The organism is Shewanella sp. 1180_01 (assembly GCF_052850535.1).
Window position 1 is genome coordinate 146,595 of the sequence record NZ_VXCT01000001.1, and the last position, 24,684, is coordinate 171,278.

At 45.1% G+C, this 24,684-nt stretch carries 28 protein-coding genes and 1 pseudogene; 9 read left to right on the forward strand and 20 right to left on the reverse strand.

The features are described from left to right. Positions 1 to 39: 39 nt before the first annotated feature. From hemW to FW758_RS00715, 7 genes and pseudogenes are all read right to left on the reverse strand, one after another. Positions 40 to 1,206, reverse strand: coding sequence for a radical SAM family heme chaperone HemW (hemW, locus tag FW758_RS00685; RefSeq protein ID WP_446444367.1), 1,167 nt, complete (start codon positions 1,204 to 1,206; stop codon positions 40 to 42). Beyond that, positions 1,206 to 1,823, reverse strand: a complete 618-nt coding sequence (gene rdgB, locus FW758_RS00690; protein WP_012089754.1) for an RdgB/HAM1 family non-canonical purine NTP pyrophosphatase — start codon at positions 1,821 to 1,823, stop codon at positions 1,206 to 1,208. The genes hemW and rdgB overlap by 1 nt, the downstream gene beginning before the upstream one ends. A 139-nt stretch (positions 1,824 to 1,962) precedes the next feature. Next, a complete protein-coding gene (locus tag FW758_RS00695; protein WP_006082522.1) occupies positions 1,963 to 2,397 on the reverse strand; it encodes a DUF4426 domain-containing protein in 435 nt (144 codons plus the stop codon). 131 nt (positions 2,398 to 2,528) lie between these two features. Continuing rightward, positions 2,529 to 2,829 (reverse strand): annotated as a pseudogene (gene yggU / locus FW758_RS00700) (DUF167 family protein YggU). Continuing rightward, positions 2,829 to 3,377, reverse strand: a complete 549-nt coding sequence (locus tag FW758_RS00705) for a YggT family protein (RefSeq protein WP_006082520.1) — start codon at positions 3,375 to 3,377, stop codon at positions 2,829 to 2,831. The pseudogene yggU and the gene FW758_RS00705 overlap by 1 nt, the downstream one beginning before the upstream one ends. A gap of 48 nt (positions 3,378 to 3,425) precedes the next feature. After that, a complete protein-coding gene (gene proC, locus FW758_RS00710) occupies positions 3,426 to 4,244 on the reverse strand; it encodes a pyrroline-5-carboxylate reductase (protein ID WP_006082519.1) in 819 nt (272 codons plus the stop codon). A gap of 215 nt (positions 4,245 to 4,459) precedes the next feature. Next, positions 4,460 to 5,158, reverse strand: coding sequence for a YggS family pyridoxal phosphate-dependent enzyme (locus FW758_RS00715; RefSeq protein WP_446444368.1), 699 nt, complete (start codon positions 5,156 to 5,158; stop codon positions 4,460 to 4,462). Positions 5,159 to 5,193: 35 nt separating this feature from the next. Here FW758_RS00715 and FW758_RS00720 point away from each other — a divergent pair, with 35 nt between their 5' ends. The 4 genes from FW758_RS00720 to hemH all read left to right on the forward strand — a co-directional run bounded on the left by FW758_RS00720 (position 5,194) and on the right by hemH (position 9,126). Continuing rightward, on the forward strand, positions 5,194 to 6,231 hold the full coding sequence (locus FW758_RS00720; RefSeq protein ID WP_446444369.1) for a type IV pilus twitching motility protein PilT: 1,038 nt from the start codon (positions 5,194 to 5,196) through the stop codon (positions 6,229 to 6,231). 9 nt (positions 6,232 to 6,240) lie between these two features. Then, positions 6,241 to 7,353, forward strand: coding sequence for a PilT/PilU family type 4a pilus ATPase (locus FW758_RS00725; RefSeq protein WP_446444537.1), 1,113 nt, complete (start codon positions 6,241 to 6,243; stop codon positions 7,351 to 7,353). A 187-nt stretch (positions 7,354 to 7,540) separates the two neighbouring features. Next, on the forward strand, positions 7,541 to 8,080 hold the full coding sequence (locus FW758_RS00730; protein WP_259540869.1) for a glutathione peroxidase: 540 nt from the start codon (positions 7,541 to 7,543) through the stop codon (positions 8,078 to 8,080). 32 nt (positions 8,081 to 8,112) lie between these two features. Continuing rightward, positions 8,113 to 9,126, forward strand: coding sequence for a ferrochelatase (gene hemH, locus FW758_RS00735; protein ID WP_012587170.1), 1,014 nt, complete (start codon positions 8,113 to 8,115; stop codon positions 9,124 to 9,126). An 85-nt stretch (positions 9,127 to 9,211) separates the two neighbouring features. Here hemH and ruvX read toward each other — a convergent pair whose 3' ends face one another. The 4 genes from ruvX to FW758_RS00755 form a co-directional block, all read right to left on the reverse strand. After that, positions 9,212 to 9,637 carry a Holliday junction resolvase RuvX gene (ruvX, locus tag FW758_RS00740; protein WP_006082513.1) on the reverse strand — a complete coding sequence of 142 codons (426 nt, stop codon included), beginning with the start codon at positions 9,635 to 9,637 and terminating at the stop codon, positions 9,212 to 9,214. 29 nt (positions 9,638 to 9,666) lie between these two features. Next, on the reverse strand, positions 9,667 to 10,230 hold the full coding sequence (locus FW758_RS00745) for a YqgE/AlgH family protein (protein WP_446444370.1): 564 nt from the start codon (positions 10,228 to 10,230) through the stop codon (positions 9,667 to 9,669). A 66-nt stretch (positions 10,231 to 10,296) separates the two neighbouring features. After that, positions 10,297 to 10,626 carry a stress response translation initiation inhibitor YciH gene (gene yciH, locus FW758_RS00750; RefSeq protein WP_219253466.1) on the reverse strand — a complete coding sequence of 110 codons (330 nt, stop codon included), beginning with the start codon at positions 10,624 to 10,626 and terminating at the stop codon, positions 10,297 to 10,299. Between the two features lie 178 nt (positions 10,627 to 10,804). Next, on the reverse strand, positions 10,805 to 11,122 hold the full coding sequence (locus tag FW758_RS00755; protein WP_006085701.1) for a hypothetical protein: 318 nt from the start codon (positions 11,120 to 11,122) through the stop codon (positions 10,805 to 10,807). A 179-nt stretch (positions 11,123 to 11,301) separates the two neighbouring features. On the opposite strand from FW758_RS00755, the gene FW758_RS00760 reads away from it, so the two are divergent. Further along, complete coding sequence (locus FW758_RS00760) at positions 11,302 to 11,862, forward strand: DUF4136 domain-containing protein (protein ID WP_006082509.1); 561 nt, start codon at positions 11,302 to 11,304, stop codon at positions 11,860 to 11,862. Positions 11,863 to 12,223: 361 nt separating this feature from the next. Continuing rightward, complete coding sequence (locus FW758_RS00765; protein ID WP_006082508.1) at positions 12,224 to 12,865, forward strand: trimeric intracellular cation channel family protein; 642 nt, start codon at positions 12,224 to 12,226, stop codon at positions 12,863 to 12,865. 76 nt (positions 12,866 to 12,941) lie between these two features. Here FW758_RS00765 and tpx read toward each other — a convergent pair whose 3' ends face one another. The 3 genes from tpx to FW758_RS00780 all read right to left on the reverse strand — a co-directional run bounded on the left by tpx (position 12,942) and on the right by FW758_RS00780 (position 15,109). Further along, positions 12,942 to 13,535 carry a thiol peroxidase gene (tpx, locus tag FW758_RS00770; RefSeq protein ID WP_063883290.1) on the reverse strand — a complete coding sequence of 198 codons (594 nt, stop codon included), beginning with the start codon at positions 13,533 to 13,535 and terminating at the stop codon, positions 12,942 to 12,944. A gap of 123 nt (positions 13,536 to 13,658) precedes the next feature. After that, positions 13,659 to 14,486, reverse strand: coding sequence for a mechanosensitive ion channel family protein (locus FW758_RS00775; protein WP_006082505.1), 828 nt, complete (start codon positions 14,484 to 14,486; stop codon positions 13,659 to 13,661). Between the two features lie 32 nt (positions 14,487 to 14,518). Further along, positions 14,519 to 15,109 (reverse strand): OmpA family protein, encoded by a 591-nt coding sequence (locus tag FW758_RS00780; protein WP_259585091.1) that lies wholly within the window; start codon positions 15,107 to 15,109, stop codon positions 14,519 to 14,521. A gap of 64 nt (positions 15,110 to 15,173) precedes the next feature. On the opposite strand from FW758_RS00780, the gene FW758_RS00785 reads away from it, so the two are divergent. The 3 genes from FW758_RS00785 (at position 15,174) to FW758_RS00795 (ending at position 18,134) form a co-directional block, all read left to right on the forward strand. Next, on the forward strand, positions 15,174 to 15,359 hold the full coding sequence (locus tag FW758_RS00785; RefSeq protein ID WP_041408419.1) for a hypothetical protein: 186 nt from the start codon (positions 15,174 to 15,176) through the stop codon (positions 15,357 to 15,359). A 94-nt stretch (positions 15,360 to 15,453) separates the two neighbouring features. Next, positions 15,454 to 16,467, forward strand: coding sequence for a low-specificity L-threonine aldolase (ltaE, locus tag FW758_RS00790; RefSeq protein ID WP_446444371.1), 1,014 nt, complete (start codon positions 15,454 to 15,456; stop codon positions 16,465 to 16,467). 191 nt (positions 16,468 to 16,658) lie between these two features. Then, positions 16,659 to 18,134, forward strand: a complete 1,476-nt coding sequence (locus tag FW758_RS00795; RefSeq protein WP_006085696.1) for an HDOD domain-containing protein — start codon at positions 16,659 to 16,661, stop codon at positions 18,132 to 18,134. Between the two features lie 159 nt (positions 18,135 to 18,293). Here FW758_RS00795 and FW758_RS00800 read toward each other — a convergent pair whose 3' ends face one another. The 6 genes from FW758_RS00800 to FW758_RS00825 all read right to left on the reverse strand — a co-directional run bounded on the left by FW758_RS00800 (position 18,294) and on the right by FW758_RS00825 (position 24,535). Then, the gene (locus FW758_RS00800) at positions 18,294 to 18,926 is read right to left on the reverse strand and encodes a nuclear transport factor 2 family protein (protein WP_446444372.1); all 633 of its coding nucleotides are present in this window, start codon (positions 18,924 to 18,926) and stop codon (positions 18,294 to 18,296) included. A gap of 24 nt (positions 18,927 to 18,950) precedes the next feature. After that, positions 18,951 to 19,775, reverse strand: coding sequence for a M90 family metallopeptidase (locus FW758_RS00805; protein ID WP_006085694.1), 825 nt, complete (start codon positions 19,773 to 19,775; stop codon positions 18,951 to 18,953). A gap of 111 nt (positions 19,776 to 19,886) precedes the next feature. After that, positions 19,887 to 21,626, reverse strand: coding sequence for a diguanylate cyclase domain-containing protein (locus FW758_RS00810; protein WP_446444373.1), 1,740 nt, complete (start codon positions 21,624 to 21,626; stop codon positions 19,887 to 19,889). After that, a complete protein-coding gene (locus FW758_RS00815) occupies positions 21,613 to 23,016 on the reverse strand; it encodes an extracellular solute-binding protein (protein WP_446444374.1) in 1,404 nt (467 codons plus the stop codon). The genes FW758_RS00810 and FW758_RS00815 overlap by 14 nt, the downstream gene beginning before the upstream one ends. Before the next feature lie 249 nt (positions 23,017 to 23,265). Then, the gene (locus FW758_RS00820; protein ID WP_446444375.1) at positions 23,266 to 23,733 is read right to left on the reverse strand and encodes a CopG family transcriptional regulator; all 468 of its coding nucleotides are present in this window, start codon (positions 23,731 to 23,733) and stop codon (positions 23,266 to 23,268) included. Continuing rightward, positions 23,693 to 24,535, reverse strand: a complete 843-nt coding sequence (locus FW758_RS00825; RefSeq protein ID WP_446444376.1) for an AAA family ATPase — start codon at positions 24,533 to 24,535, stop codon at positions 23,693 to 23,695. Before FW758_RS00825 ends, FW758_RS00820 begins: the two co-directional genes overlap by 41 nt. Between the last annotated feature and the right edge of the window lie 149 nt (positions 24,536 to 24,684).

Here is a 24,684-nt window from a genome sequence, read left to right on the forward strand (position 1 = left end):
CACTAACACATTATTTATATAGCTATTTTAACGGCAGGCTTAGCAGAATTGTGTCAGTAAATCATTAACAAACATGTGACCTTTGCTGGTTAATTGCCAATGTTCAGCGGATTCTGTGAGTAAACCACGTTGTTTGGCCTTTTCCATTCCTTCGGTCAATGTGTCTCTGTGCTGTCCGGTACGCAGTTCAAATTCTTGCTTAGGGATAGCTGTCATCAGGCGCAGGCGATTCATTAAATATTCAAGCGCGCGATCTTCCTCTGCCACATCAATCGATTCGAAGGTGTAGTTGCTGGCACTCAGATATCCCTTGGGATGTTTAATTTTTACCGTGCGTATAATGCGGTTTTCTTCTGGCAGCGTCACTTTACCGTGGGCGCCACAGCCTATGCCTAGATAATCACCAAACTGCCAGTAGTTGAGATTGTGCTTACATTGGTAACCGGGTTTCGCATAAGCGGATATTTCGTATTGCTCATACCCTAATGCGGCCAGCTTTTGTTGACCTTGCTCATAGATATGCCAGAGCGCTTCGTCATCGGGCAACTGCGGCGGTTTTGAGTGGAATAGGGTGTTGGGCTCAATTGTTAACTGATACCAAGACAGGTGGGGCGGATTGAGCGCCGCTGCCGTGTCGATATCAGCCATGGCTTCAGCAAAACTTTGGTTGGGTAATCCATGCATTAAATCGAGGTTAAAACTCAAGTATCCCGCTTGACTGGCTTTTTGAGCAGCGACTTGTGCCTCGTTTTGATCGTGAATACGTCCAAGTAAGTTGAGCTTATCCTTAGAAAAACTCTGCACACCGATAGATAAACGAGTGACACCGGCTGCGCGATAGGCACTAAAATCATCGTGTTCTAAGGTGCCAGGGTTGGCTTCCATGGTGATTTCGATATTGTCACTAAAGGGGATTAGCGCATTGGCACCATCGAGTATGCGTTTGATTTGCAAAGCATCGAATAAGGATGGTGTGCCGCCACCGATAAAGATGGTATGAATTTGCCGCCCTTGGACGAGATGTAAGTCTTGGCGTAAGTCTTCTAATAGCGCATCAACATAGGCTTCCTGTGGCAGCTCACCATTTTGACCATGGGAGTTAAAGTCACAATAAGGACACTTTTGTACGCACCAAGGAATATGGATATACAGACTGAGTGGCGGCAGTTCGAGCTTCATCGCAGTAGTCACGGCAGTTGACGACATTATTGTGCATTCCCGCCAGTTAACACGCCTTGGGCTTGCATGGCGGCGATGAGTTGCACTAGGGCTTTACCACGATGGCTTAAGGCATTTTTCTCGTTGCTGCTGAGCTCCGCCGCGCTACATTGATAATTTTCAGGGATAAAAATCGGATCGTAACCATGGCCATTGTCGCCACGTTGGTTAAAGTCGATTTGGCCTTCCCATGCAGCTTGGCAAATAATTGGGGTTGGATCTTTGGCGTGGCGCATATACACCAGTACGCATTGGAATCTCGCACTGCGAGGTGCTGGCTGGTCTTTTATTGTCTCAAGTAGTTTCAATACGTTGTCTTGATCTTTGGCATTTTCGCCCGCGTAACGCGCTGAATAAATGCCGGGAGCGCCTTGGAGTAAATCCACTTCTAAACCTGAATCATCGGCAATGGCGGCAAGTCCGGTGATTTCGGCTGCATGTCTGGCTTTGATAATAGCATTTTCGACAAAAGTGGTGCCCGTTTCGGCCACTTCGCTGACATTAAATTGGCTCTGCGGCAGTACAGTGACACCGTAGCTGGCGAGCATTTGATCGAATTCGGCGAGTTTGCCTTTGTTGCCACTGGCGAGGACGATTTGTTGCATGGAACACCTATATCATTGGGGCGACTTATACTGCGGCAATGATACCCAAGCTGAGGGCTAAAGGACAGGAAAAGGGCGGGACGGTACAGACTTGTATCGTCCCAAAGTTACTTATGTATTGCGGTAATCTCAGCTTGGCTTATTCGACGTAGAATTTTTGCTTGAACTGCAAGTTGGTATTTAATTGATTACCATGCTTGATCGCGATATTGAAGTTGATCTCCTGATCATCGCGGTAAGGGACTTCGGCAATATAATAAATCGCATCACCTTCGCGGATCTCTTTGAAGGTTAAGTTGATTCGAGCATCTAATAAGTTATTGGCGACACCAGTAATTTCAACGGGTACTGCGGGTTTATTCGCTTCGCTGATATCTAACACCGCAATGTTGATAATGCCTGTATAGCTACTGCGTTGAATGCCATAGGATTTGGCTATGCTAGGCGTTAAAAATGTACTGCCAAGTGCCATGTAATGAATGTCAAAATTGCCGACAGTTTCTTTTTGCTCTGCGTTTGCAACACCACAAAGGCTAGCGGTGAGGGCTAATACAGCCAGAATATTACGGAACATGATGGGATACCTCATATTAGGGAATGTTTGAGTATAGGTCGCTGTGACTATTGTTTATGTTTATCTGTTTATCGATAAATTAACCGCATTCAAAGAAATTTGTTGGTTTTCAGCCTTTCAACAGCATTAGCTCAGCTAGTTTGTCCCATCAGCTCAGTAATGACGCTTGGGATGATCTTTGGGTCAATCACGCGGATTTGCTTATGCCGACCAAGTTCACCTTTCATTATATGAATGTCGCTCTTGGGGACTTTAAAGGTTTTTGCTAAGTACTTACTTAAATGGGCATTGGCCTTGCCATCAATAGGCGGCGCAGTGATGGCTACTTTTAGCTCATCACCGTGCAATCCCTACTATTTGATCTCGGCTGGCCTTAGGCTGAATGTAGAGATTAAGCAGCAAGTCACCTTGCTGCAAAGTCACTGCACTCATTAGATCACAGCCCAATAAGGGATATATTGGGCAAGTAACATATTGAGGAAATTCATACCAATAATCACCAACATCACCGATAAATCTAAGCCACCAATTGGCGGTATGATACGGCGGATTGGCGCTAATACGGGTTCAGTTAACTGGCCCATGACCATCACTATTGGGTTATAGCCTTGGTTAAACCAGCTCAATATTGCGCGTATCAACAGCATCCAAAACAGCAATACCCCTGCTTTTTTGATCACAGATACGACGGCAAACATCAAAAACAGCAGTATGTCTATGCCACCGCCCGCGATAAGGCTGATCAGCAGTACTTTGACCATCACGACCAGCAACGCGAGGACGAATGATGCGGTATCAAACCGTCCTAAGGAAGGCAGAATACGGCGCATTGGCGCGATGAGCGGGTGAGTCGCTTTGACAATAAATTGGCTAAAAGGATTGTAAAAATCCGCCCTTGCCAGTTGCAGCCAAATACGCAAAATCACCACCATCAAATATAAATCGAATAGTGTGGTGATTAAAAAGGTAAATGCATTCATCGAGATTTCTACCTATTAAAGTCCGATATAAAAACGCGTTAGTGAAAATTAAAATGTCTTAGCCATTTCTTCTGCACGTTTAATACAGTTTTCCATGGCTTTTTTTACTAAACCACGCATATCCGCAGCTTCAAATGTCGCCAGCGCCTGTGCGGTGGTACCGCCCTTTGAGGTGACATTCTCCCTTAGGTTACCTAAGGTCAGTTGTGGATTTTGCTTTGCCATCATAGCAGCGCCGAGCGCGGCTTGCTGCACTAAAGTTCTGGCTTTGTCTTCATCCATTCCCATTTCTTTGCCAGCATCTATCATAGACTCCATCAGCAAAAAGAAATAAGCCGGTGAACTGCCCGATAGTGCAATCACTTGATCTAATTCTGACTCTTCATTAACCCACACAATTTCGCCGCCGCTTGACATCAAACGATCGCAAATGGCTTTTTGCTCGGTAGAAATAGCCTGAGGCGCATAGAGGCCTGTCATCCCCACACTAATCTGCATCGGTGTATTGGGCATAGCGCGAATAAGTTTAATATCCTGCGCCAGATAATCGGTATAACGCTTTGCTTTAATGCCTGCAGCAATAGTGATGACTAACTTTTGCGACATATCGACCGTTTGTAATGCTTCACACACTTGCTGCATCAATTGCGGTTTTACCGACAGCACTATGACATCGGCAGCTTGCGCTGCGGCTAAATTATCTTGAGAAACCAAAATCCCTAAATCGGCTTTTAGTGCGTCGAGTTTACCTTGGCTAGGATTGGTCGCTTGGATGAGTTGAGCAGGATAGCCGCTATGAACTAGGCCACTGATGATGCTGCGCGTCATGTTGCCGGCACCGATAAAGCAGATTTTCTGTTGATCCATTTGATTCTCTTCAGTGTGTTAACCGTTAATTTGTAACAGACTCACCTTAAATCAAGATGATAAAACGGTTAGTCATTTGAATGTCAGAGCCGGATTAGTCGACTCTCGCTAATTGATCTTAAATGTCGTGAACTTTAATACAGTATTTGGGCATAAAGCGCTAAAAACAAGGTCAAGCCCACACACTGACCTCGAACTTCATGCCTCGAGTGAGTTTACGCAGCGTAATTTCGCTCACCAAAAATGGCACTGCCAATGCGCACCATAGTTGAACCGCAGCTAATCGCTGCATCTAGGTCATTACTCATCCCCATGGAAAGCGTGTCTATATTGGGGTAATGTGATTTAAGTTCTTGAAATAGATTGTTTAACATAGAAAACTCTTTAAGCTGTAACTCAGTATCTGCAGTAGCCGTTGGGATTGCCATTAGGCCTCTCAGTGCAAGATTAGGCAGCTGAGTGATAAGTTCGGCCAGTGGCAGCATTTGCGCCGCATCTATGCCAGATTTTGTGTCTTCAGCACTGATATTAATTTGAATGCAGACGTTCAATGGTGCTAATTCAGCTGGACGTTGGTCATTGAGACGTTGGGCAATTTTGTCGCGCGAGACAGTGTGCATCCAATCGAAATGCTGGGCGACTATGCTGGTTTTGTTGGATTGAAGTGGCCCGATAAAGTGCCATTCAATGTCCGGAAAATCCCCCTTGAGCGCGGTAATTTTCTCTGCGCCTTCTTGGACATAGTTTTCGCCAAAGCAATGCTGACCCGCTTGATAGGCTGCTATAATGTCTTCAATAGGTTTGGTCTTGCTGACGGCAAGTAAGCGAATATTGCTAGGTTGGCGTGCACATTTTTGCGCCGCTTGTGCGATCCTGCGCTGGGCGATTGCGAGTCTGTCTGCTATTGTTGTCATGATGTAATTATCTAGTTGCAAGGATATCCCAAACGATGGAAATCACTGAGTTATTGGCATTTAGTGTAAAACACAAAGCCTCGGATCTACACCTTTCTGCAGGGATATCTCCCATGATCCGTGTCGACGGTGAAGTGAGAAAAATTAACCTGCCCGCGCTCGATCACCAAGGCGTACACAGCCTAGTGTACGACATAATGAATGATAAGCAGCGCAAGGACTACGAAGAACATTTAGAAATCGATTTCTCGTTCGAAGTCCCTAATCTTGCACGCTTTCGTGTTAACGCATTCAATCAATCCCGTGGTGCTGCGGCCGTATTTCGTACCATTCCTAGCGACATCTTGTCACTTGAGCAATTAGGTGCACCGGAGATTTTTAAAAAAATCGCCAGTTTCCCTCGGGGATTAGTGCTAGTGACTGGGCCAACGGGTTCGGGTAAGAGTACCACACTTGCCGCTATGGTGGATTACGTTAACGAAAATCGACACGATCACATCTTAACCATTGAAGATCCTATCGAATTCGTACACCAAAATAAGCAATGTTTGATTAACCAGCGTGAAGTTCACCGCCATACCCACAGCTTTAATGCGGCGCTTAGAAGTGCACTACGTGAAGATCCGGATGTGATTTTAGTCGGTGAGATGCGTGACCTTGAAACTATTCGTTTGGCTATGACTGCCGCTGAAACAGGCCACTTAGTGTTTGGTACCTTGCATACCACCTCAGCCGCGAAAACCATTGACCGTGTGGTCGACGTGTTCCCCGCTGGTGAAAAAGACATGGTGCGCACTATGTTGTCGGAATCGCTGCAAGCGGTTATTTCACAAACCCTGATTAAAAAAGTCGGCGGAGGCCGTGTCGCCGCCCATGAAATCATGATGGGCACTTCCGCTATTCGTAACCTTATTCGTGAAGACAAAGTGGCGCAGATGTATTCGGCGATTCAAACCGGTATGGCCCACGGAATGCAGACCTTAGAGCAATGTTTACAGAACTTAGTCAATCGCGGTCTTATCACCCGTGAAGATGCAATGGCGAAGAGTTCGAATAAACAAGCGACATTTTAAGGATTTATGATGGATGTTCTTCCGTTTTTAAAAGTGATCGTTGAGCGCAAAGCCTCCGACTTGTTCATCACAGCAGGCTTTCCGCCAAGTGCTAAGATTGACGGTGAATTGCGTCCCTTGGCCGAAAGTGCCTTTACTCCGGCACAATCACTGGATTTTGTTGAATCCTTAATGACCGAAGCGCAGAAACAAGAGTTTCATTCGACTCGTGAGTGTAACTTTGCTTTTGCGGCAAAGGATTTAGGTCGTTTTCGGGTGAGCGCCTTTTGGCAGCGCGAATCGCCAGGCTGCGTGATGCGCCGTATCGAAACTAAAATCCCTGACGTCGATGATTTAAAACTGCCACCCATTCTGAAAGATCTGGTGATGAGCAAACGTGGTCTCATTATTATGGTGGGCGGAACGGGTACGGGTAAGTCAACATCTCTGGCGGCCTTGGTGGGATATCGTAATGGTCATGCTCGTGGTCATATTTTGACTATCGAAGACCCAGTCGAATTCGTTCACGACCACAGAAAAAGCATTATCACCCAGCGTGAAGTGGGCATAGATACTGAATCTTTCGATGCGGCGCTAAAAAGCTCCCTTCGCCAAGCACCCGATGTGATCTTGATTGGTGAAATTCGTACCCAAGAGACGATGGAGTTCGCCCTGTCGTTTGCAGAAACGGGCCACCTCTGTATGGCAACCTTGCATGCCAACAACGCCAACCAAGCATTAGACCGCATTATGCACCTTGTGCCTGAGAGTAAACATCAGCAGTTATTGTTCGATTTGTCATTGAATTTGCGCGGTATTGTGGCGCAGCAATTGATCCCAAAAGTCGATGGCACTGGGCGCCGCGCCGCGATTGAAGTATTGATTAACACCCCAAGGGTGGCGAGTTTAATTGCGAAGAACGAGCTGCATTTACTCAAAGAAACCATGGCCAAATCGAATGAGCAGGGCATGCAGACGTTCGATCAAGCCTTGCTGAAACTTTATGTCGATGGCGAGATTAGTTACGCTGATGCGCTGCACCATGCTGATTCACCGAACGATTTACGTTTGATTATTAAATTACAGAATAAAGAATCCACGGGCTCAGGCTTTATGGAAGGTGTCACCTTAGACATGGACTAACGCGAGAGCCAGGTTCTAGGTTAAGCAGCTCTTTATGGGCTGCTTTTTGTTGGTGTCGTTAGATTTTCGTTCAGCTCAATCGGTTTTACTTCATCGCTATGCTGTCGTTAACCATAGCTTTTATTTTTTAATTCAATATGATCTTTACCTAGTACGTTTACGTATTTACCGGGTAAAGGAGAAAGCAATGAAAAAATTACCTATGATATTCGCTATGACAGCGAGCCTGATGAGTGTTGGCGCTATGGCGGCCACTTGTCCCGAGTATTTGAACCTTGAAGTACGAAAATTACATTCTGAAGAGACAGTTAATCTGTGTGAATTGACTCAGGGGAAACCCGTGTTGATTGTTAACACTGCGAGTAACTGTGGTTATACCCCGCAGTTTAAAGCGCTCGAAGCATTGCATGAAAACTATAAAGACAAAGGCTTAGTGGTTATTGGTTTCCCATCGGATGATTTTTTCCAAGAAGAAAATGATGAGAAAGACACGGCTAAGGTGTGTTACATCAATTACGGTGTCACTTTCACTATGCTGTCGACTTCAGCTGTGCGTGGCAGTGACGTCAATAGCGTGTTTAAATACTTAGCCGAAAAAACTGGTGCGCCTAAGTGGAATTTTTATAAGTATGTCGTTAGCGGCGATGGCGCGATTGTGCAACAGTTCAATTCTAAAGTGAAGCCAGATAGCGAAGAGCTTAAGCAAGCAATAGAATCTGTACTTTAATCTTATAAGTATTTATTAATTAAGAGGCTGTTTTGGCTAAATTTTCAGGCTTATCCAAAGAAGTTGGACACGGACAGCGCGGCAAAGTGGGCGTGCTGTTATTAAATTTAGGTACGCCAGATGCACCCACAGCATCGGCTGTTAGGCGTTATCTAGCTGAGTTCTTAGCAGATCCCCGGGTAGTCGAAATTCCTAAATTAGTATGGATGATGATTTTACACGGGATCATTTTGCGGGTACGCCCAGCAAAATCGGCGGCGTTATACCAGAAGGTATGGACAGCGGCCGGCTCACCGTTAATGGACATTAGTTTGCGTCAAACGGCGAAGTTAGCGGATAAACTTAACGCCGATAACCATGATGTTTCTGTCCATTTAGCAATGCGTTATGGCAGTCCATCGGTTGCCAGTACCTTGCAAACTATGCATCAAAATGGCATTGATAAAATCGTGGTGTTACCCCTGTATCCCCAATATGCGGCGCCCACTACGGGTTCTGCTTTTGATGCGATTGCGGCTGAGTTGTCCAAGTGGCGCTATATTCCATCGTTACATTTTATTAATACTTATCATGATAATGCTGATTTCATTAATGCTTTAGCCAATTCGATCACGGCTGATTTTGAAGCAAATGGTAAACCGCAAAAATTGGTGTTGTCTTACCATGGTATGCCTGAGCGTAATTTGCATTTAGGCGATCCGTATTATTGCTTCTGCATGAAAACGACTCGACTGGTTACTGAAAAGCTTGGGTTAGGTAAAGATGAGTTTGTGATGACATTCCAATCGCGTTTTGGTAAAGCCAAATGGCTACAACCTTATACCGATGCGACTTTGAAAGCGTTGCCGCAACAAGGCGTGCGTGATATCGCTATCGTTTGCCCCGCTTTTAGCGCCGATTGTTTAGAAACGCTGGAAGAAATTGTTGGTGAGAATGGTCATCTCTTTGCCGAGGCGGGTGGTGAGAAGTTCCGTTACATTGCTGCACTAAACGATGATGATGCGCACATTACTATGATGGCCAACTTAGTGAAGCCACATTTTTGATCCGGTAATTTATCGGGTTAAACATCAAACTGAAAAGGATAAGGCAACTTATCCTTTTCTTTTTATATGGTTTTTTATTGTGGCATTACTTGCTGAAGTTATTTTCAAAGTAGCTTTCGATAATTAGTACGGCAGACACTGCATCGACTTGGCCTTTGGTGAGCGCCTTGAATCCGCCTAACTCGAATAATCTTGCCTTAGCATCGGTAGTGGTTAATCGCTCATCTTGAGTGGCTATTTTGACTTTGAACTTAGCATTGATACGGTTCGCAAATTTACGCGCCCTGTGGGTCATATCTTGCTCAGTGCCATCCATGTTTAAGGGTAGACCAACAACCACTAGGTCGGGTTGCCACTCTTTGATTAAATCGCCTATTTGATCCCAGTTGGGTATCCCATCGACGGCTTTAATTGACAATAATGGCGTGGCGCTAGCGGTGATTTCTTGGCCTATAGCCACACCAATACTTTTAGTGCCAAAATCAAAGCCTAATACGGTTTTCGAATTCATAGTGTGCTGACTTATATTAAGAAATAGGCTTAAGCGTGACCCGCTTGAGCTGAAACCTGCCAAGCATCAAATCCAAGAGCTCGGCTGGCCTGTGGCCAACGGTCTTTGTGTTTAATGTCAAACAAGAGTGCATTGGTTGCTGGAATCGTTAGCCAAGAATTATCGGCAAGCTCTTGTTCGAGCTGATCTTTGCTCCATCCAGCATATCCTAATGCGACGAGGAATTTCTCTGGCGATCTGTTGCTTCCTATCGCGGTTAACACATCGCGTGAGGTAGTTAGCATTAAACCACAACCCAGATCTGTGCTGTTGGCCCAATAGGGCTGAGAGGTATGCAGTACAAAGCCACGATCTTGGGAAACGGGTCCGCCCATCATGACATTGGCATTGAACGCTAAATCGGTGGAGACTTGCTCAGCTGGCAAATCCATTTGTTCTAATAGCGAATTAACTTCGATACCGAGCGGTTTATTGATCACCAGTCCCATGGCGCCTTTGGCATCATGTTCACAGATATAGATGACTGAGCGTTCAAAAAACGTATCGTGCAGTGAAGGCATGGCAATTAAGAAATGGTTCTGCAAACTCTCCATTTAACTACTCCGTTCGATGTGGCTAAGTTGATCTAGCATGCTGCTATATTGCTAAGTCGGGCGAGATTAACCGCCAGCTAATTTAACTTTGTAGTTCTGCTTCTCAAGCAATAGCTTTAATTGCTCGCGGTTATCTGTTTGGACCTCAATAGTGAAATCTTTAACCGTGCCACCACAACCACATTGTTTTTTAAGGGTCTGAGCCATTGCTTTTAACGCGGTTTCATCGAGACCTAGGCCTGAGATAATCGAAACGCCTTTGCCTTTGCGGCCCTTACTGTCTCTATGGATCCTGACTATACCGTCGGATTCAGGAATCACTTTAGTGACGGGCTCTGCATTAATACGGCCTTTGTCGGTGCTGTACACTAAGGATACATTAGGATCTGCTTTCATAGATTTCATTCATTGGTGTTAAAAGATGACTTATACCCGTTGAGTTTATCAAATTTGCAGGGGTTCTGGGAGGTAAAAAAAGACCACTTGAGGATTATCCTTAAGTGGTCTGAACAAAATGCTAACTCTTTGCAGGGAAGTAAGCATATTTTTGAAAAAGGGAGCGTTTTCAGCCGTTTTAATTCATGCGCATAAAGACCATGATGATCAGCGCTACTGCTGTCAGTAAGGCGCTGGGCATAATAAATTTATGCAGCTTAGGTAACGCAATTAAGCAGGCGGTAGTCACAAAGCCGAATGCGGCGACTGTCGCATAATTAGTGCCATTCGCGACGGTATCTATGACCAACCAGCCAAGTACAATAAGAGGTAAAATCAGTAAGCTGACAGGCAAATGGCGCTTTATCTTAGCGTTATTGGCCTCGAGTGAGATTTTTTCTGGCGCAAGGAAGAAAATGGCTGATGCAACCAAAAACGCGCTAATAAACCAGTACATTTCATTACCCCCCTTAACCTTAATTGATAATCATTATCATCTTTGATTTTGCTGAAGTCAAGCTGAATGAGATGCTGCTTTTTAATCAATTGAGTTGTAGATCAGATGATTGCTCTGTAAGCTAAATTCATATCTCTGATACTTGTCTTTGTTCGGTTCGAACATCTGAGGAAATTAAGATGAAAAATATTTTTGTAGCTTTAGCTGTGTTGGCATTAAGTGCCTGTAGCTCGATGAAGTCTGGTTGGGACTATGATCCTAGCGCCAATTTTACCCAATATAAAACCTATGCTTGGGTTGCTCAGAAAGCCGATTCTGCCGGATATCATCTTGATGGCTTGATGGACCAAAGAGTAAGAGAAGCGGTTAATAGCCAGTTAGCGAGTAAAGGCATGACATTAGTCGATGCGAAAGACGCTGATGTATTGGTGAACTACCTGACCAAAGTCGATAAGAAAATCAATGTTGATACCTTCAATAGTAATTTTGGCTACAACCCATACTATGGTCCAGGATGGGGTTGGGGCGGCAATATGCAGACCCAAACTACAGTGAGAGAATATGAAGTTGGTACTCTGATTATTGATTTAGTTGATAATAAAACTACTAAGCTTATCTGGCGTGGTTCTGTTGCCGATACCATTCGCGACAAAAATACCCCAGAAGAAAGAGTACAGATCATCAATCAAGCTGTGGGTAGTGTGATGGCAAATTATCCCCCTAAGCCTGACACTAAGTAGTTCTGACTCAGTTTGAATGAAAATTAAGCGGCCTGTTGGCCGCTTTTTTGTGGCTGATTTTTATGCGTTTTGCCCATTCTATTAAATGATCTGCAGTTATTTATCATCTGATTGAATTTACGTTATTAATACTTATTAAAAATTTTAGTTATCTAAATAGACGTGAGAAGTAGTTTTACGCATAACTGGCTATTTTATTTGCAATTTATACAGTGCTCTTTTGTGGTTGTAGGTATTGGCAATTCATTATTGATGAAATGATGAATTAATTTTTCTAATGATGAATTCAAAATAAAATCATTATAGAACTGAGAGTTTCTCAGGCAGAATCTGTTTCTTTACCTTGTTGGTAGTAGCAAAGATGCATGAGACGCAGATTATTGGATTACTTTGGCTGATTGGTATTATTGCCGAGGCTATGACGGGCGCTCTGGCGGCGGGTCGCAAGCAGATGGATTTGTTTGGTGTAGTGATCATTGGCTGCGCAACGGCGATTGGTGGCGGCACACTAAGGGACATGATGCTCGGCAATTATCCTTTAATTTGGGTTGAGCACGTGAATTACCTTATTGCGATTGCATTCGCTTCTTTGCTCACTGTTGCTATCGCCCCTGTGATGCGTTATCTGTCTAAGTTATTTTTGGCTATCGATGCCTTAGGCTTAGCTGTGTTCTCTATCGTGGGCGCGCAGAAGACCTTAATGCTGGGATTTAGCCCAACGATTGCTGTGGTGATGGGATTGGTGACGGGCGTCTTTGGTGGCGTTATCCGCGATATCCTGTGTAATCAAGTGCCTTTGATTTTTAAGAAAGAACTCTACGCGGTGATTTCACTACTGACGGCAGGCTTGTATATCGTCTTAAAAGCCTATCAATTAACCGAGTGGATTAATCTGGTTATTTGTCTGAGTGTTGGTTTTAGCCTGCGGATGTTGGCGCTGCGCTATCATTGGTCTATGCCGACCTTTGATTATCAGGCCAATGGCGATCAGCACACACATTAGATCGTAAAACCAAATCGTAGATATACAATCGTAAAACAAAAGGGCAGCTAAGGCTGCCCTGTTTTTTAGCGGTAAATTACTGCTGGGCTTGAATGGTTTTCAGCGCTTCAAGTGCGGCATCATAGTTAGGATGCTCGGTGATATTCGGAACTAACTCTTGGTATTGGAGTTTACCTTCGGCATCTATGATGAAAATAGCCCTCGCCAGCAAGCCGTAATCTTGAATCAACAAGCCATATTTTTCACCAAAATCACGCCAGACAGAATCGGATAGTACTTTGATTTTATCTACGTTTTCTACTTTGCAGAAACGTTTCTGTGCAAAGGGTAAATCGGCACTGATGGTTAGCATGACCACGTCATCGGAAAAATGGCCCACTTCGCTGTTGAAACGTTTAGTTTGTAGTGCACACACGCCCGTATCTAAGCTTGGTACGGCACTTATCAGCACGGTTTTACCCTTAAAGTCGCTTAGCATAACTGGCGCAAAATGATCATCAACCACTTTGAATCCTGGCGCCATTTGCGACAGCTTAGGTAACTTGCCTTCCAAGGTGACGGTTTTTTCACCCATAAGAACCTGAGTTTTCTCACTGGCAAGCACATTGGGGCTTATCAGCACTAAGCCATAAATGCAGCTGGCGGCTAAAAATGATACGTATTTTTGCATTGGATTTCCTCGCACATGAATATCTGTGCCTTCGCTAATATCTGTCCTTTAAGGTACGCTAAAATGCGATGCAGAACCATAAAAAAAGGCCGGCAATTGCCGACCTTTGTTATTCATTTAGGGTTATTTGCTGAGTGGCAATTCTTTGACATGAATATCCATTTGTGGGAATGGAATACCGATATCTGCTGCATCTAATGCATTTTTGATTTGCTCAAGCAGTTGGAAACGAGCCGTCCAATAATCAGCCGTTTTTACCCAAGGGCGAACCACGAAATTAATTGAAGAGTTCGCTAATTCAGCCAGTCCAACTGTATATGATGGATCTTTTAACACATATTGGTTGTTGTCTAAAATCTCAGTTAAGATTTTCTTCGTGAGTGCGATATCGGCAGAATAAGATACGCCAATCACTAAATCGATACGGCGAGTATCCATTGCCGAATAGTTAGTGATAGTGCCATTCATGATGGATGAATTTGGCGCCACAATAACCTTGTTGTCTGGTGTGCGAAGTTTGGTTGAAAATATAGTAATTTCATCAACAGTACCGGCAATGCCAGCGGCTTCAATATAGTCACCAACGCGGCAAGGGCGGAATAACACCATTAACACGCCCGATGCGAAGTTAGACAGAGAACCTTGTAGCGCTAAACCCACCGCTAAACCAGCGGCACCGATAACGGCGACCAATGATGCGGTTTGTACGCCAATTTGGCCTAAGGTGGCAATCACTGCGAAAACAAACACAATTGCCCAAGCGAGGTTTGCGACAAATGAAACAACTGTCGGATCAACTTTACGGCTGTTAAGTAATTTACGAACCAGCTTTTGCGCTACGCCGGCAAAGTATTTACCAACAAAGAAAATGATAATGGCAAATAAAACTTTTAAGCCATAAGTCACAATCAGATCCGGTGCTTGCTTTAATAAACCTTCAAGGTTTTCCATTGAATAACTCCCTAAATATACGCTAACTAAAACTATTTATTATTGACGATAAATTGTACTCGTCGATTTAAACTGCGCCCTTCGCTAGAACGGTTGTCCGCTACAGGTTCAGATATACCTTTACCCATTACGGTAAAGCGATTTGGATTAAAGCCATAATCTTCAACCAAAATACGTTTCACATTTTGAGCGCGCTGAAGTGACAGCTGATAATTAAACTCAGGCGTGCCAACGATATCAGTGTGGCCCACTAAGGTTAATGCGACATCATTCGCTGCTAAATATGCTTTCACTAAGGCTAAAGTTTTCCATTGCGAAAAGTCAACTTCGGCAATGGCAAATTCAAAATACACCACAGCGGTAGAAATATTATGACAATCTGCGCTGAACTCAGCATTGGGATTACTCGTGCTACAATCTGCTGATGCAGTCGCTTCCACCTCGACCTCTTCAACACAGCCATTGGCCATTACTGGCGTGTCTGGCGCTGTGTTAGGGCAGGCATCTTTGATGTCAGGCACGCCATCTTGGTCAGTATCAGACCAAGCGAATACCTGCGATGTCAGACTTAAACTTAATAGTAAAAGTACCAGCTGAATCCATCGAGATTGGGAGTTTTTCACTACAAATCACCTATTGAACGATAAGTACTAGTCAAAATTACTAAAGTGATCGCATGGTTGTAGCATGACCATCTTAGTGCGGCATTCTATCGACTTAGGCGCATTTCGCCAAGTGAAACGCGTTCACGCGTCAACTCATCGACAGGCATATATCGGCAATATCTTGAGTATATTTATGTTTTTATTAGTTGAAGCCAATATTCAGATCATCACTCCGCCCATGTATTCACGTTTGGAGTCAGTAACATGATGAATAAGCATGATGATAAACTATACAAAATAAGCCTTTGGCGCTAGAGTCTTGAGCCCATTAAGCGCCAACCAAACCTTAAGTTGAGGACGAGATGATAGATTTACGCAGTGATACTGTTACCCAGCCAACAGCAGCGATGCGATTAGCCATGTCCAGAGCCGAAGTAGGTGACGATGTTTACGGTGATGATCCCACGGTAAATAGTCTGCAGGATATGGCCGCAGAGATGTTTGGCTTTGAAAGCGCATTATTTACCTGTTCGGGTACGCAGGCGAATTTATTGGCTTTGATGGCCCACTGTGAGCGTGGTGATGAGTACCTGTGCGGCCAGCAGGCCCACAATTATAAATTTGAGGGTGGCGGTGCCGCTGTCTTAGGTAGCATTCAACCTCAACCTTTGTTGAATCAAGTCGATGGCACCATTGCCTTGGCCGATATTGAAGCCGCCATTAAGCCTGACGATATCCACTTTGCCCGCACGCGTTTGCTCAGTTTAGAGAATACAATTGGCGGTAAAGTGATTCCGCAAAGCTATTTAGCGGACGCGCAGGCATTGGCCTTTCATCGCGGATTAAAAATCCATCTCGACGGCGCGCGAGTTGCTAATGCGGCTGTGGCGCAGAATATCGCGATAAGTAAGATTACGGCGCATTTTGATTCTGTGTCGATTTGTCTGTCCAAAGGGTTATGCGCGCCAGTTGGCTCATTACTCTTAGGTGACGAGCGTTTGATTAAGAAGGCGATACGCTGGCGTAAAATGCTCGGTGGCGGCATGCGTCAAGCTGGGATACTTGCTGCGGCAGGTAAGCTCGCCTTAACTGAGCAAGTGCAACGACTGAGTGAAGATCATGACAACGCGGCGTATTTGGCTCGTCAGTTGGCCGAGTTGAGCGAGTTCGACGTCGATTTAGCCGCAGTACAAACCAATATGTTATTTGCCAAATTAGCGCCTAAAGTTGATGCGGATTTATTGGCAAAATACTGTCGAGCAGAAGGCATTCTAATAAGCCCTGGGCGCACGATTCGGCTTGTGACTCACAAAGATGTGAGCCGTCAGGACATAGATAAAGTGTTGCGTGTTGTTAAGCAGTACTTCACTGCCTAAACGCAGCTTGTTTTAAAACCTCTAAATGCCCGAGCTTTGCCTCGGGCATTTTTATTTGCGGGTATAACTTGATGTTGAATTATTGAGCAATTAACTGTTGGTTGGTGAAAACAAGCCTTAGACCACGGGCGAAATATTTGTGCTTATCTATACTCAAAACAATAAAGTTTTATTGCTAAGGTAAATTTGGGTTGAAGCCTAATAACAATACTAATAAAGGGGTCGATTATTGGACAAATCGGATCAGTGAATTAGAAATGCCCGCACTGTGTTCGACTGTTAAATCGCTAGAAAAGCTCGCCAAGGATGACGTTTCCTCTCTCGCATTACTTGGGCGTAGCGTGATGCACGATAACGCCTTAACCTCTCGTATTCTTCGAGTCGCCAATAGTGCTATTTATCATAAGGGGAGTAGCCAAATCTCCACCGTTAGCCGCGCCGCCATAGTGCTTGGTTTCGATGCGGTGCGAAATATCTGTATTACAGCTAAGTTACTCTCAAGCTTGTTGGAGAGTAAAAATCTCGCGCCCAATGTCTATCAAAGGTTAATTAAGTTGATGGCCAAAGCATTTCAAGCGGCCATGATTGCGCGGATGATGTTGAGTCATCATGACGAGGAGATGCAGGAGGAAGCCTTTATTGCCTCTTTGTTGTATCACATCGGCGAGAGCGCTTTTTGGAGTATTGGGGGCGAATTTACCGAAGAATTAGATTTAACGCTCTGCCAATGTGAAACGCCCGCCGAAGAGAGAAGTGCTACCCGCGAAGCCCTTGGTGCTTCTTTTTTGCAGCTCACCCAGAGTATTGCCCGCAATTGGGGATTGGGTGAGTTGCTGATCCAAGCGTTGAATTATCCAGAGGATCAGCGGCCAGATATTCGGGCTATTTTTCTTGCCGATAAGCTCTGCGACATTTTATCGCAACCTGTTCTCGATAAGCTAGAGTTAGCGAAACGTATGACTCAAGCTGCGAGTTTTACTGGGCTAGAAGAGAAAGAGTTTTTGGTGCGAATGCAACGCTGCGCGAATGCGACCCATAAGTTGGCAGAAGTGTACGGTGCTAAAGTGTTACTCGATTATCTACCCGATCCTAAACGTATTGTCGCCGCTGAACCCGATCTACCTCCCATTCCGTTAGATATGCCAGTCTATCAAGTTAACTTGAATATTCAGTTAGCTAAGTTGCGTGAATTGACAGGTTTTGCCATTAATAAAGCAGATTTCAATCAGATAATGCAGACGGTTCTTGAAGGTATTCTTGAGGGCGTAGGGGTTGACCGCTGCGGCGTATTATTGTTATCGCCCAGCCGTAAACAGCTCCAACCTAGGGTGATATTGGGCCGTGATGCCGATGCGATAAAACAAGAGTTTATTATCGATTTGAGTGACAAACGTGGGCTATTTCATCAAGCGATGGAGCATAAGGCGCCACTTTGGGTGGACGATCCCTGTTCTAAAAAATGGCAGGAGCAGTGCAAGGAGTTGCAAGCGCGGCACGTGTCACGGCAGGGCTTTTTACTGGCGCCTTTGTTGGTTGATAGCAAAGTGATCGGGTTTTATTATGCTGATAGGGGCCCTTCGGAAAGGGCATTTGAAGAAGTGGATTTTCAAAGTTTTATTCACTTCTCCCAATTGGCGAATGTGTGTTTTACCGTGTCCTTGAGATAGCGTTCGCTGTTAACTGTTTTATCTTAACGCTGCTTTTTTTGAAACCGTACAATTTGAAACCGTACTCTTTGAAACAGTACAATTTGAAACAGCGATGCTATCGAAATCGCACTTTTATAAATTGTACGCTTTCGAAACCCTATTCGGCGGAGTGCGGCATTATTGTTTATTTGCGGCTTTGATCTCGGCGGTGATCTGTTTCGCTATCTCATTGGGGATTGGAAAACTCAAGTGGTATTGCGCAATTTTCCAGTTACCATCGGTTTTGATCAAAGTACCGGTTCCTCGACTGACACCATAGGCGGGGCTATTTAATAACTCGTCGAACAATATGACGTCGCCATGTTGGATTAAATGCCGCTCCGTTAAATCATAGCGCCAACCTTTTGTAGGGCGGGAGTAATTTTCAAACTCCGCCATTCCCCAACGCTCACTCGCATCCGTGCCAATAAAAATGCCGTCTTTTCGGTACAGGGCAAAATACTTATCCCAATCGGCATCGCTTGAATATTGGTTGAGTAAATCCAACACCTGAGCCGCAGCTTGTTGATCAGGATTCGAAGTCGTTGCAGCGCCTCGGACTTGAGTGTCTTGTGTTTGAGCGCTTTGTGTTGGCGAGTCCTGTGCCTGTGCGCTTACATTAAGGCCGCCGAGCATTAACGCACTGAGCAGTAACCCCAAGCTAATGCGAATAATATTAGTGGCACGACTGGCATTAGTCGCGCGACTCATATTAGCGGCGCGATTAACAGTGGTGCCTTTAACTGCGAATGCATGAGTGTCCTTGAGCATTTTGCGTGTCTCTAGTTTGAGTGGTTAATGCCAGTTTATCGGATCGAGTTGATAAAAGCGGCTCAGTTCCCGATACAAGTCTGGGTGTTGTTGGTAGAAATCCTCTGGCTTTTCAAAAAAGACTTCAGTAATAACGGCAAAAAATTCAGCGGGATTCGTCGCACCATAGTAATTAAATATTGAGGGTATGCCAAAGTTTGCGCTGTGCTGTAATTGGGTGAAAGCCTTGCTTAGTACTTCTGACCAAGTGCTGTAATCGGCAAAATGCTGCAGTATCGGCGCGCCATTGGCTTGGCCGTCTTCTTGATCGAGCTGATGGGCAAACTCGTGGATCACGACATTATTGCCATCGTGGGGATCGGCGGCGCCGTCTAAGGTATTTTTCCACGAGAGCACCACTTTGCCGTATTCCCAAGATTCGCCCGCCAGCACATTACGCTGTTCCCACACGATACCGCTCGTGTCTCTATGTTGATTATTAACGATAAAGGCATCGGGATAGACCAAAATTTGTTTCAGTTTGGGGTAAAAGTCTGTTTTTCGATTGAGGAGCAGGAGGCAAGCCTGTGCTGCAATAGTGACTCTCACTTCATCGGTGATCTCGAAATCATCGCAGCCAACAAACTCCTTTTCATCGATGAAGATTTGGATAAGCCGTTTGAGCTGTAGCTGTAAATCTGTCGGTAACGCATGGAAGTAAGGCAGTCTTTTTTTGAGAATGCTGCGCCATTCTTTAGGAAAGGGTTTGGCCGTGACTCGGCGGCGGTGCAAGGTTTTGCGCCAACGACTTGAAAGTAGCCAAGCAATTGCCCCGACTCCGAGGATAAGCGTGATAACAATAGCGAGCATACTTTCCCTAACCTGATCCTGATTAACTTAGTATTAGCTAATGGGGGTGAAGAGGACTTAACTCAATCCTTTGCTGAAAAAAGAAACGTTTCTGCCGTCGCGATTGGCGCCTTAGGAATAGCGAATGGGTTGGCCGAGGAGGGCTTCGGTGCGGTTACGCCCCGTCAGTTTGGCATGATAGAGGGCTTCATCGGCGCGATTAATTAAACTATTGGCATCCAGCTGTTGCGGTAGTTGCCAGCAAGTAATCCCGGCGCTGATGGTAAGTATGCCCGCATGGGGGGAGTCTTCATGGGGAATTTCTAGGCTGATGATTTTCTCCCGCAATCGTTCGGCAAATTGATAGACCTCCTCGAGATGACTCGATGGCAGCACTATCATAAATTCCTCACCGCCATAGCGAGCAAGCATGTCAGTTGGGCGTTTTAAGATGGATTTAGCGGCGTTAACAATGTTTTTCAGGCATTGATCGCCGGCGACATGGCCATATCTGTCGTTAAATTGTTTAAAGTTATCAATATCAAACAGAATGATGCCTAGGGGCATATTGTGATCCCTTGCATACTCGAGTTCTTTTTGGAGTTGTATGTCTAAATAACGGCGGTTGTAGCAGCCCGTTAGTCCGTCGGTTTCGGCCATTCCTTTAACCTGGGCCGCATAGCTTTTTAGTGTTTCTAAAGAGTTCACCATTTGCTGCAGTTCTAGGTTGTCAGTGACTGGCATGTGGGTGTCGAGCTTTTCGTTGGCGATAGCGTTCATAGCATCTCGTGTCGCCATCACAGGCTTGATAATCCCCTTAGTGATAAAGTGCCAGCTGGTGAGCCAGATGAAGAAGCAATACAGAATACCACTGCAAAAAATCAATATGATAAATGCGGTACTGTCGCTTTTAAGTTCGCCGCCCGTTTGTTGGATTTCATTCTCGACTTGGTTGACCAGATTTTGAGTATAAGTCGCGACAATTTGCGCGGCATCGGCTTGGTACTCTAAATGCGCATTGGCGATATGCGTGCTTTTAATGGCCTTGCGGGACAGTTCAAACAGGTTATCTTCACCGACCATGGTCTGTTTTATTTGCGATAACAAATTGAAATATAAACTGGTATCCCCGCTAACGCCCCCGAGAATCGCCTCCATATTTAACAGCAGCCGCATCGCTTCTCTTTGGGTGCGGTTAAGCTCAACCAGATTGTCGATAATTTTTACCTGAGATAGGCGGGTAAATAAGTGTTCTCCCAAATGACTAAATTGAGACAATTGCTGGTTGGTATTGATATTCATCGCAATCTTGTCAAAATTTTTCAGCTTAAGCTGATGCTCTGAATCGGCATTGATGCTGTGAAATTGGGTCTGCATTCCATCGGTAAATCCCGATGCCATTGAGGTTAAATTGGCCTGAATATTTGTTGCTTGTAAATTGGCTTGTAGGGCGGAATCGGTTAACTCGGCAAGTAATGGCAGCTGTTGTAAATAGTAAAGTTGGATATCTAACGCGTGATTCAATTCTTGCTTACTGACACTAGAGGTTTCAATCAAGGCCAGTAATCGGGAGTCATTAATTAATAGTTCCCACTGCGCCGAGAGCTCACTCAATAGGCGAAGTCTTTGCTGTTCATTATCATAATGATTTAAACGTGCTGTGATGATTTGCAGTTTTTCACTGTTTTTTGCCAGTTGCAGTGCAGTGGTGACTTTAACAACATCCACTCCCACTAAATGCTCAATTTCTGATTTCAGTTGCTGTGACAGCAGTATGGCGACGACACCATTAAATAGCGCCATGCCCACTATGATATAGAAGGCTAAGGTTATTTTTTGTTTTAGGCTTTTCAGCGGTTTAGTGCTTGTCATTGGTTTTCTTGTCAATCGCAGGTACCTCTCCATAGGTATTTTGGAGGTGTTTTATCTCTGCACTTAATTTAATGAAAATATCCTCGCTGTCAGCGGGCCTGCGGCTAGCGCGATAGCAAGCATGGCTGAGTTCAGGGTAAATCTGTCCCATGGCGGTACTGGTAAAATGCCCAAGTTCTAGCACTTTAGTTGACCAAAACAAATTAGCGATATGGCTTGCCTCGAATGCGCCCGCTATGGTCCTTAACGATTCACTTTTAAATTCGGGGGCGGTCACGACATCCATACGACAGGGATTACCGCCGCCGAGAGCATAAGCGTGTTGCGCCTCATAGGTGCCCATGTACTTGATGAGCCAATAGGCCGCTTGGGGATTTTTACTGTCGTAGCTCACGGCAAAGGCATAGGCGCCGTTATAGGGATAACCGCCGGGCACTTGACTCACCGCAAGGCGTGCGCCGGGAATATTTTGTTCAACTTTAAAAGATTTGTGCCACAAATTATTGTAGGCAAAAGGCCACATTGCCGCTTGGCCCGTGGCGATTGCATTGGCGGCCTCATTGAAGGCAAATTGCTCGTTAGCAGGTACGGCATAGGGCATTAATTCGCGATAAAGCTTGGCGGTTTCAATGGCTTCATGGTTGATGGTCGGCACTTCAAAATGACTGTTCTGTTTTTGGTTGTTATAAATTGGCTGCATCCAAGCGCCGCCTAAGCTCCAGATCATGCTGGAAAATTCATCGTTAATATGCGGCTTATCGCCCGACATTAGCGCTAGGCCATAAAAGTCGTGGGTTAACATTTTATCCGCCAACATAGCGCCCGCTTTACGGGTGAAGAACTGGGCTTGATCCCGTAACTCGGTTAAGGTTTTTGCTGGTGCGAGCGGGTAGCCGAACTGGCTCTGAAAGTGTGTTTTTTCGGTTTTATTATCGAAGAGATCCGCTCGGTAATGATTGCCCATCACATAGTTGTTGTAGGGAATCGCATGGATTTCACCATGGTAGGACAAAATATTAAGTAGCGATGGATAATAGGGTTCTAGGTATTTCTCCATGGCCTTTTCACCATCGGGATCGTACAGTTTCGCGAGTTCGACTAAGGGCACAGTGTAGCCATTGGCGGCCCATTCTTTTGCCCAGCCAGCTTCCATCGTTAGCAAGTCGTATTTGCCCGAACCTTGGAGTAAATCTTGGGTCTGTAAGTTAAACATAGTGTCTAGCTCAGTGCTGATCACTTGCACCTTGACGCCGGTTTTTTCGGTAAATTTAGGCAACATTTCTTGAGTTAAATAGTCGGTCCAAAACCCCTTTTCTGCGACTAAGCTGATGGGCGTTTTGTTCGTGAGCGGCGGGATTTGTGCCAATGAAAACTCTGCGTAGCAGGGCATCAGAAACACGGCGCATAAACAAAGGCAAATAAGTCGGATCGGCTTTAACAAAAAATATACCTTAATGTTGCATATTGACCCTGAATAAATATCATTTATTCAGCATTCTGTACATTTAAGGATAGGTGGGATCAGAACTTATGCCGCGATTTTATTGTGGTTTTTATCTTGGTGCTTGTTCTTGAGTAAAAAAGCCGATAACCCGAGCTTAGCTGAGTTACCGGAAAAGGGTGGGAGTATTGCGAAGCGTTAACGGTTTTGGAGCTGTTGTTCTCGTAATTGCCTCAGGGCAATGGGCAGTTCGTAATGTTGTTCAATCAAGAATCGGAGCAGTTTCGATTTGGAGAGCGTGCTTTCTTCCGACAAGGTGGCGAGCTGGCTAATAGCCGCTTCGCTGAGTGAAAAGGTTGCCTTGCGATAGTGAGTTGTGGCCTCTACTTTTGCTGGCGATAAGACTTCAGTCCCTAAGCTCTGCTTGTGCAAGAGCAGCACATTGGAATGACTTAGCCCTATGTCGGTCGTTATGTTAGCGACCTTCGAGTCAGCGGTGTTAGCGTTTGTTGCATTCGCTTCAAAAGCGAAATGACTGCTTTTTGTCTTATTTAGGCTTTGTCCCATGGCATATAAGTTTGCGGCCTCAATAAATTCATCTAACGAAAGCGACGGTTGTATGCTGCTAGATGGCATAACGTTTTTCTTGAGGTCGCTGAGTCCCATTTTGCCCCCTTTGTTGAGTGGTAAGGTGAGTGGGTTGAGTTTGATGGAGCAAACCATTATTGATCAAACCATTATTTGTCAAACCATTGTGCATCTGACCCTTACCAGCACTCTGAGCGAGCAGTGTAGGATGTAGGCGAACTTCTAAATTGGCGGCGCAATCGACTTGGAACAGTTCACAGGCGATGGTGCGGATTTCGTCGGCGGCCTTTCCGTTAGGGTCGATTTCAATCACTGACAGCCCTGACTCTTCGCTGTCATCATACACATTCCTGCAGTAGGTTATTGCATCAAGGACATTGATATCATAGGTTTTACAGACTTCTTTGGCTTCTAAAATTCGGTTAGCTTGATTAGGTAAATTTGGGCATTGGGTGATCACAAATGAAGCCCGTAACTTAGGGTTTATCATCTTACAGGTCGCGACGATATCATCCATGTGGCAAACGGTTTTCAAATCGCGGCGCTTAGGTCTTAAGGGCATTAAAATGTAAGCGGCGACTGACATGGTTGCTCGCAGCGCTAGGTTGTCTTGACCACCACAGTCGACTATGACCACATCATAATGTTGTTCAAGACTGAGCAAGTCATTACGGATCTTGCCGTAAAGCTGCACACAATTAATGCTGGCCAGTTTGGGATTGTTGTTTCTCGCCTGGATCCAATCTGATGTGGTGCGCTGGGGATCGCAGTCCACCATGATGACCGAGGCATTGCATTCTGTGGTTAGAAAAACTGCTATGTTTTGGGCTAAGCAACTTTTACCGCTGCCGCCTTTTTCTCCGCCGATTAACACTATCATGACGCATTCCTTAATTCTTTTGATGACCCTTGGGCAGCGAGTTGATGAGTTTGGAGCCACACCGCATTTGTGCTCGAAATCGAATGTAAACCTTATGTTAACCTCGGTCAATTGGCTGATTTTTGACGGTTTTTGATTAAATTGTCGCA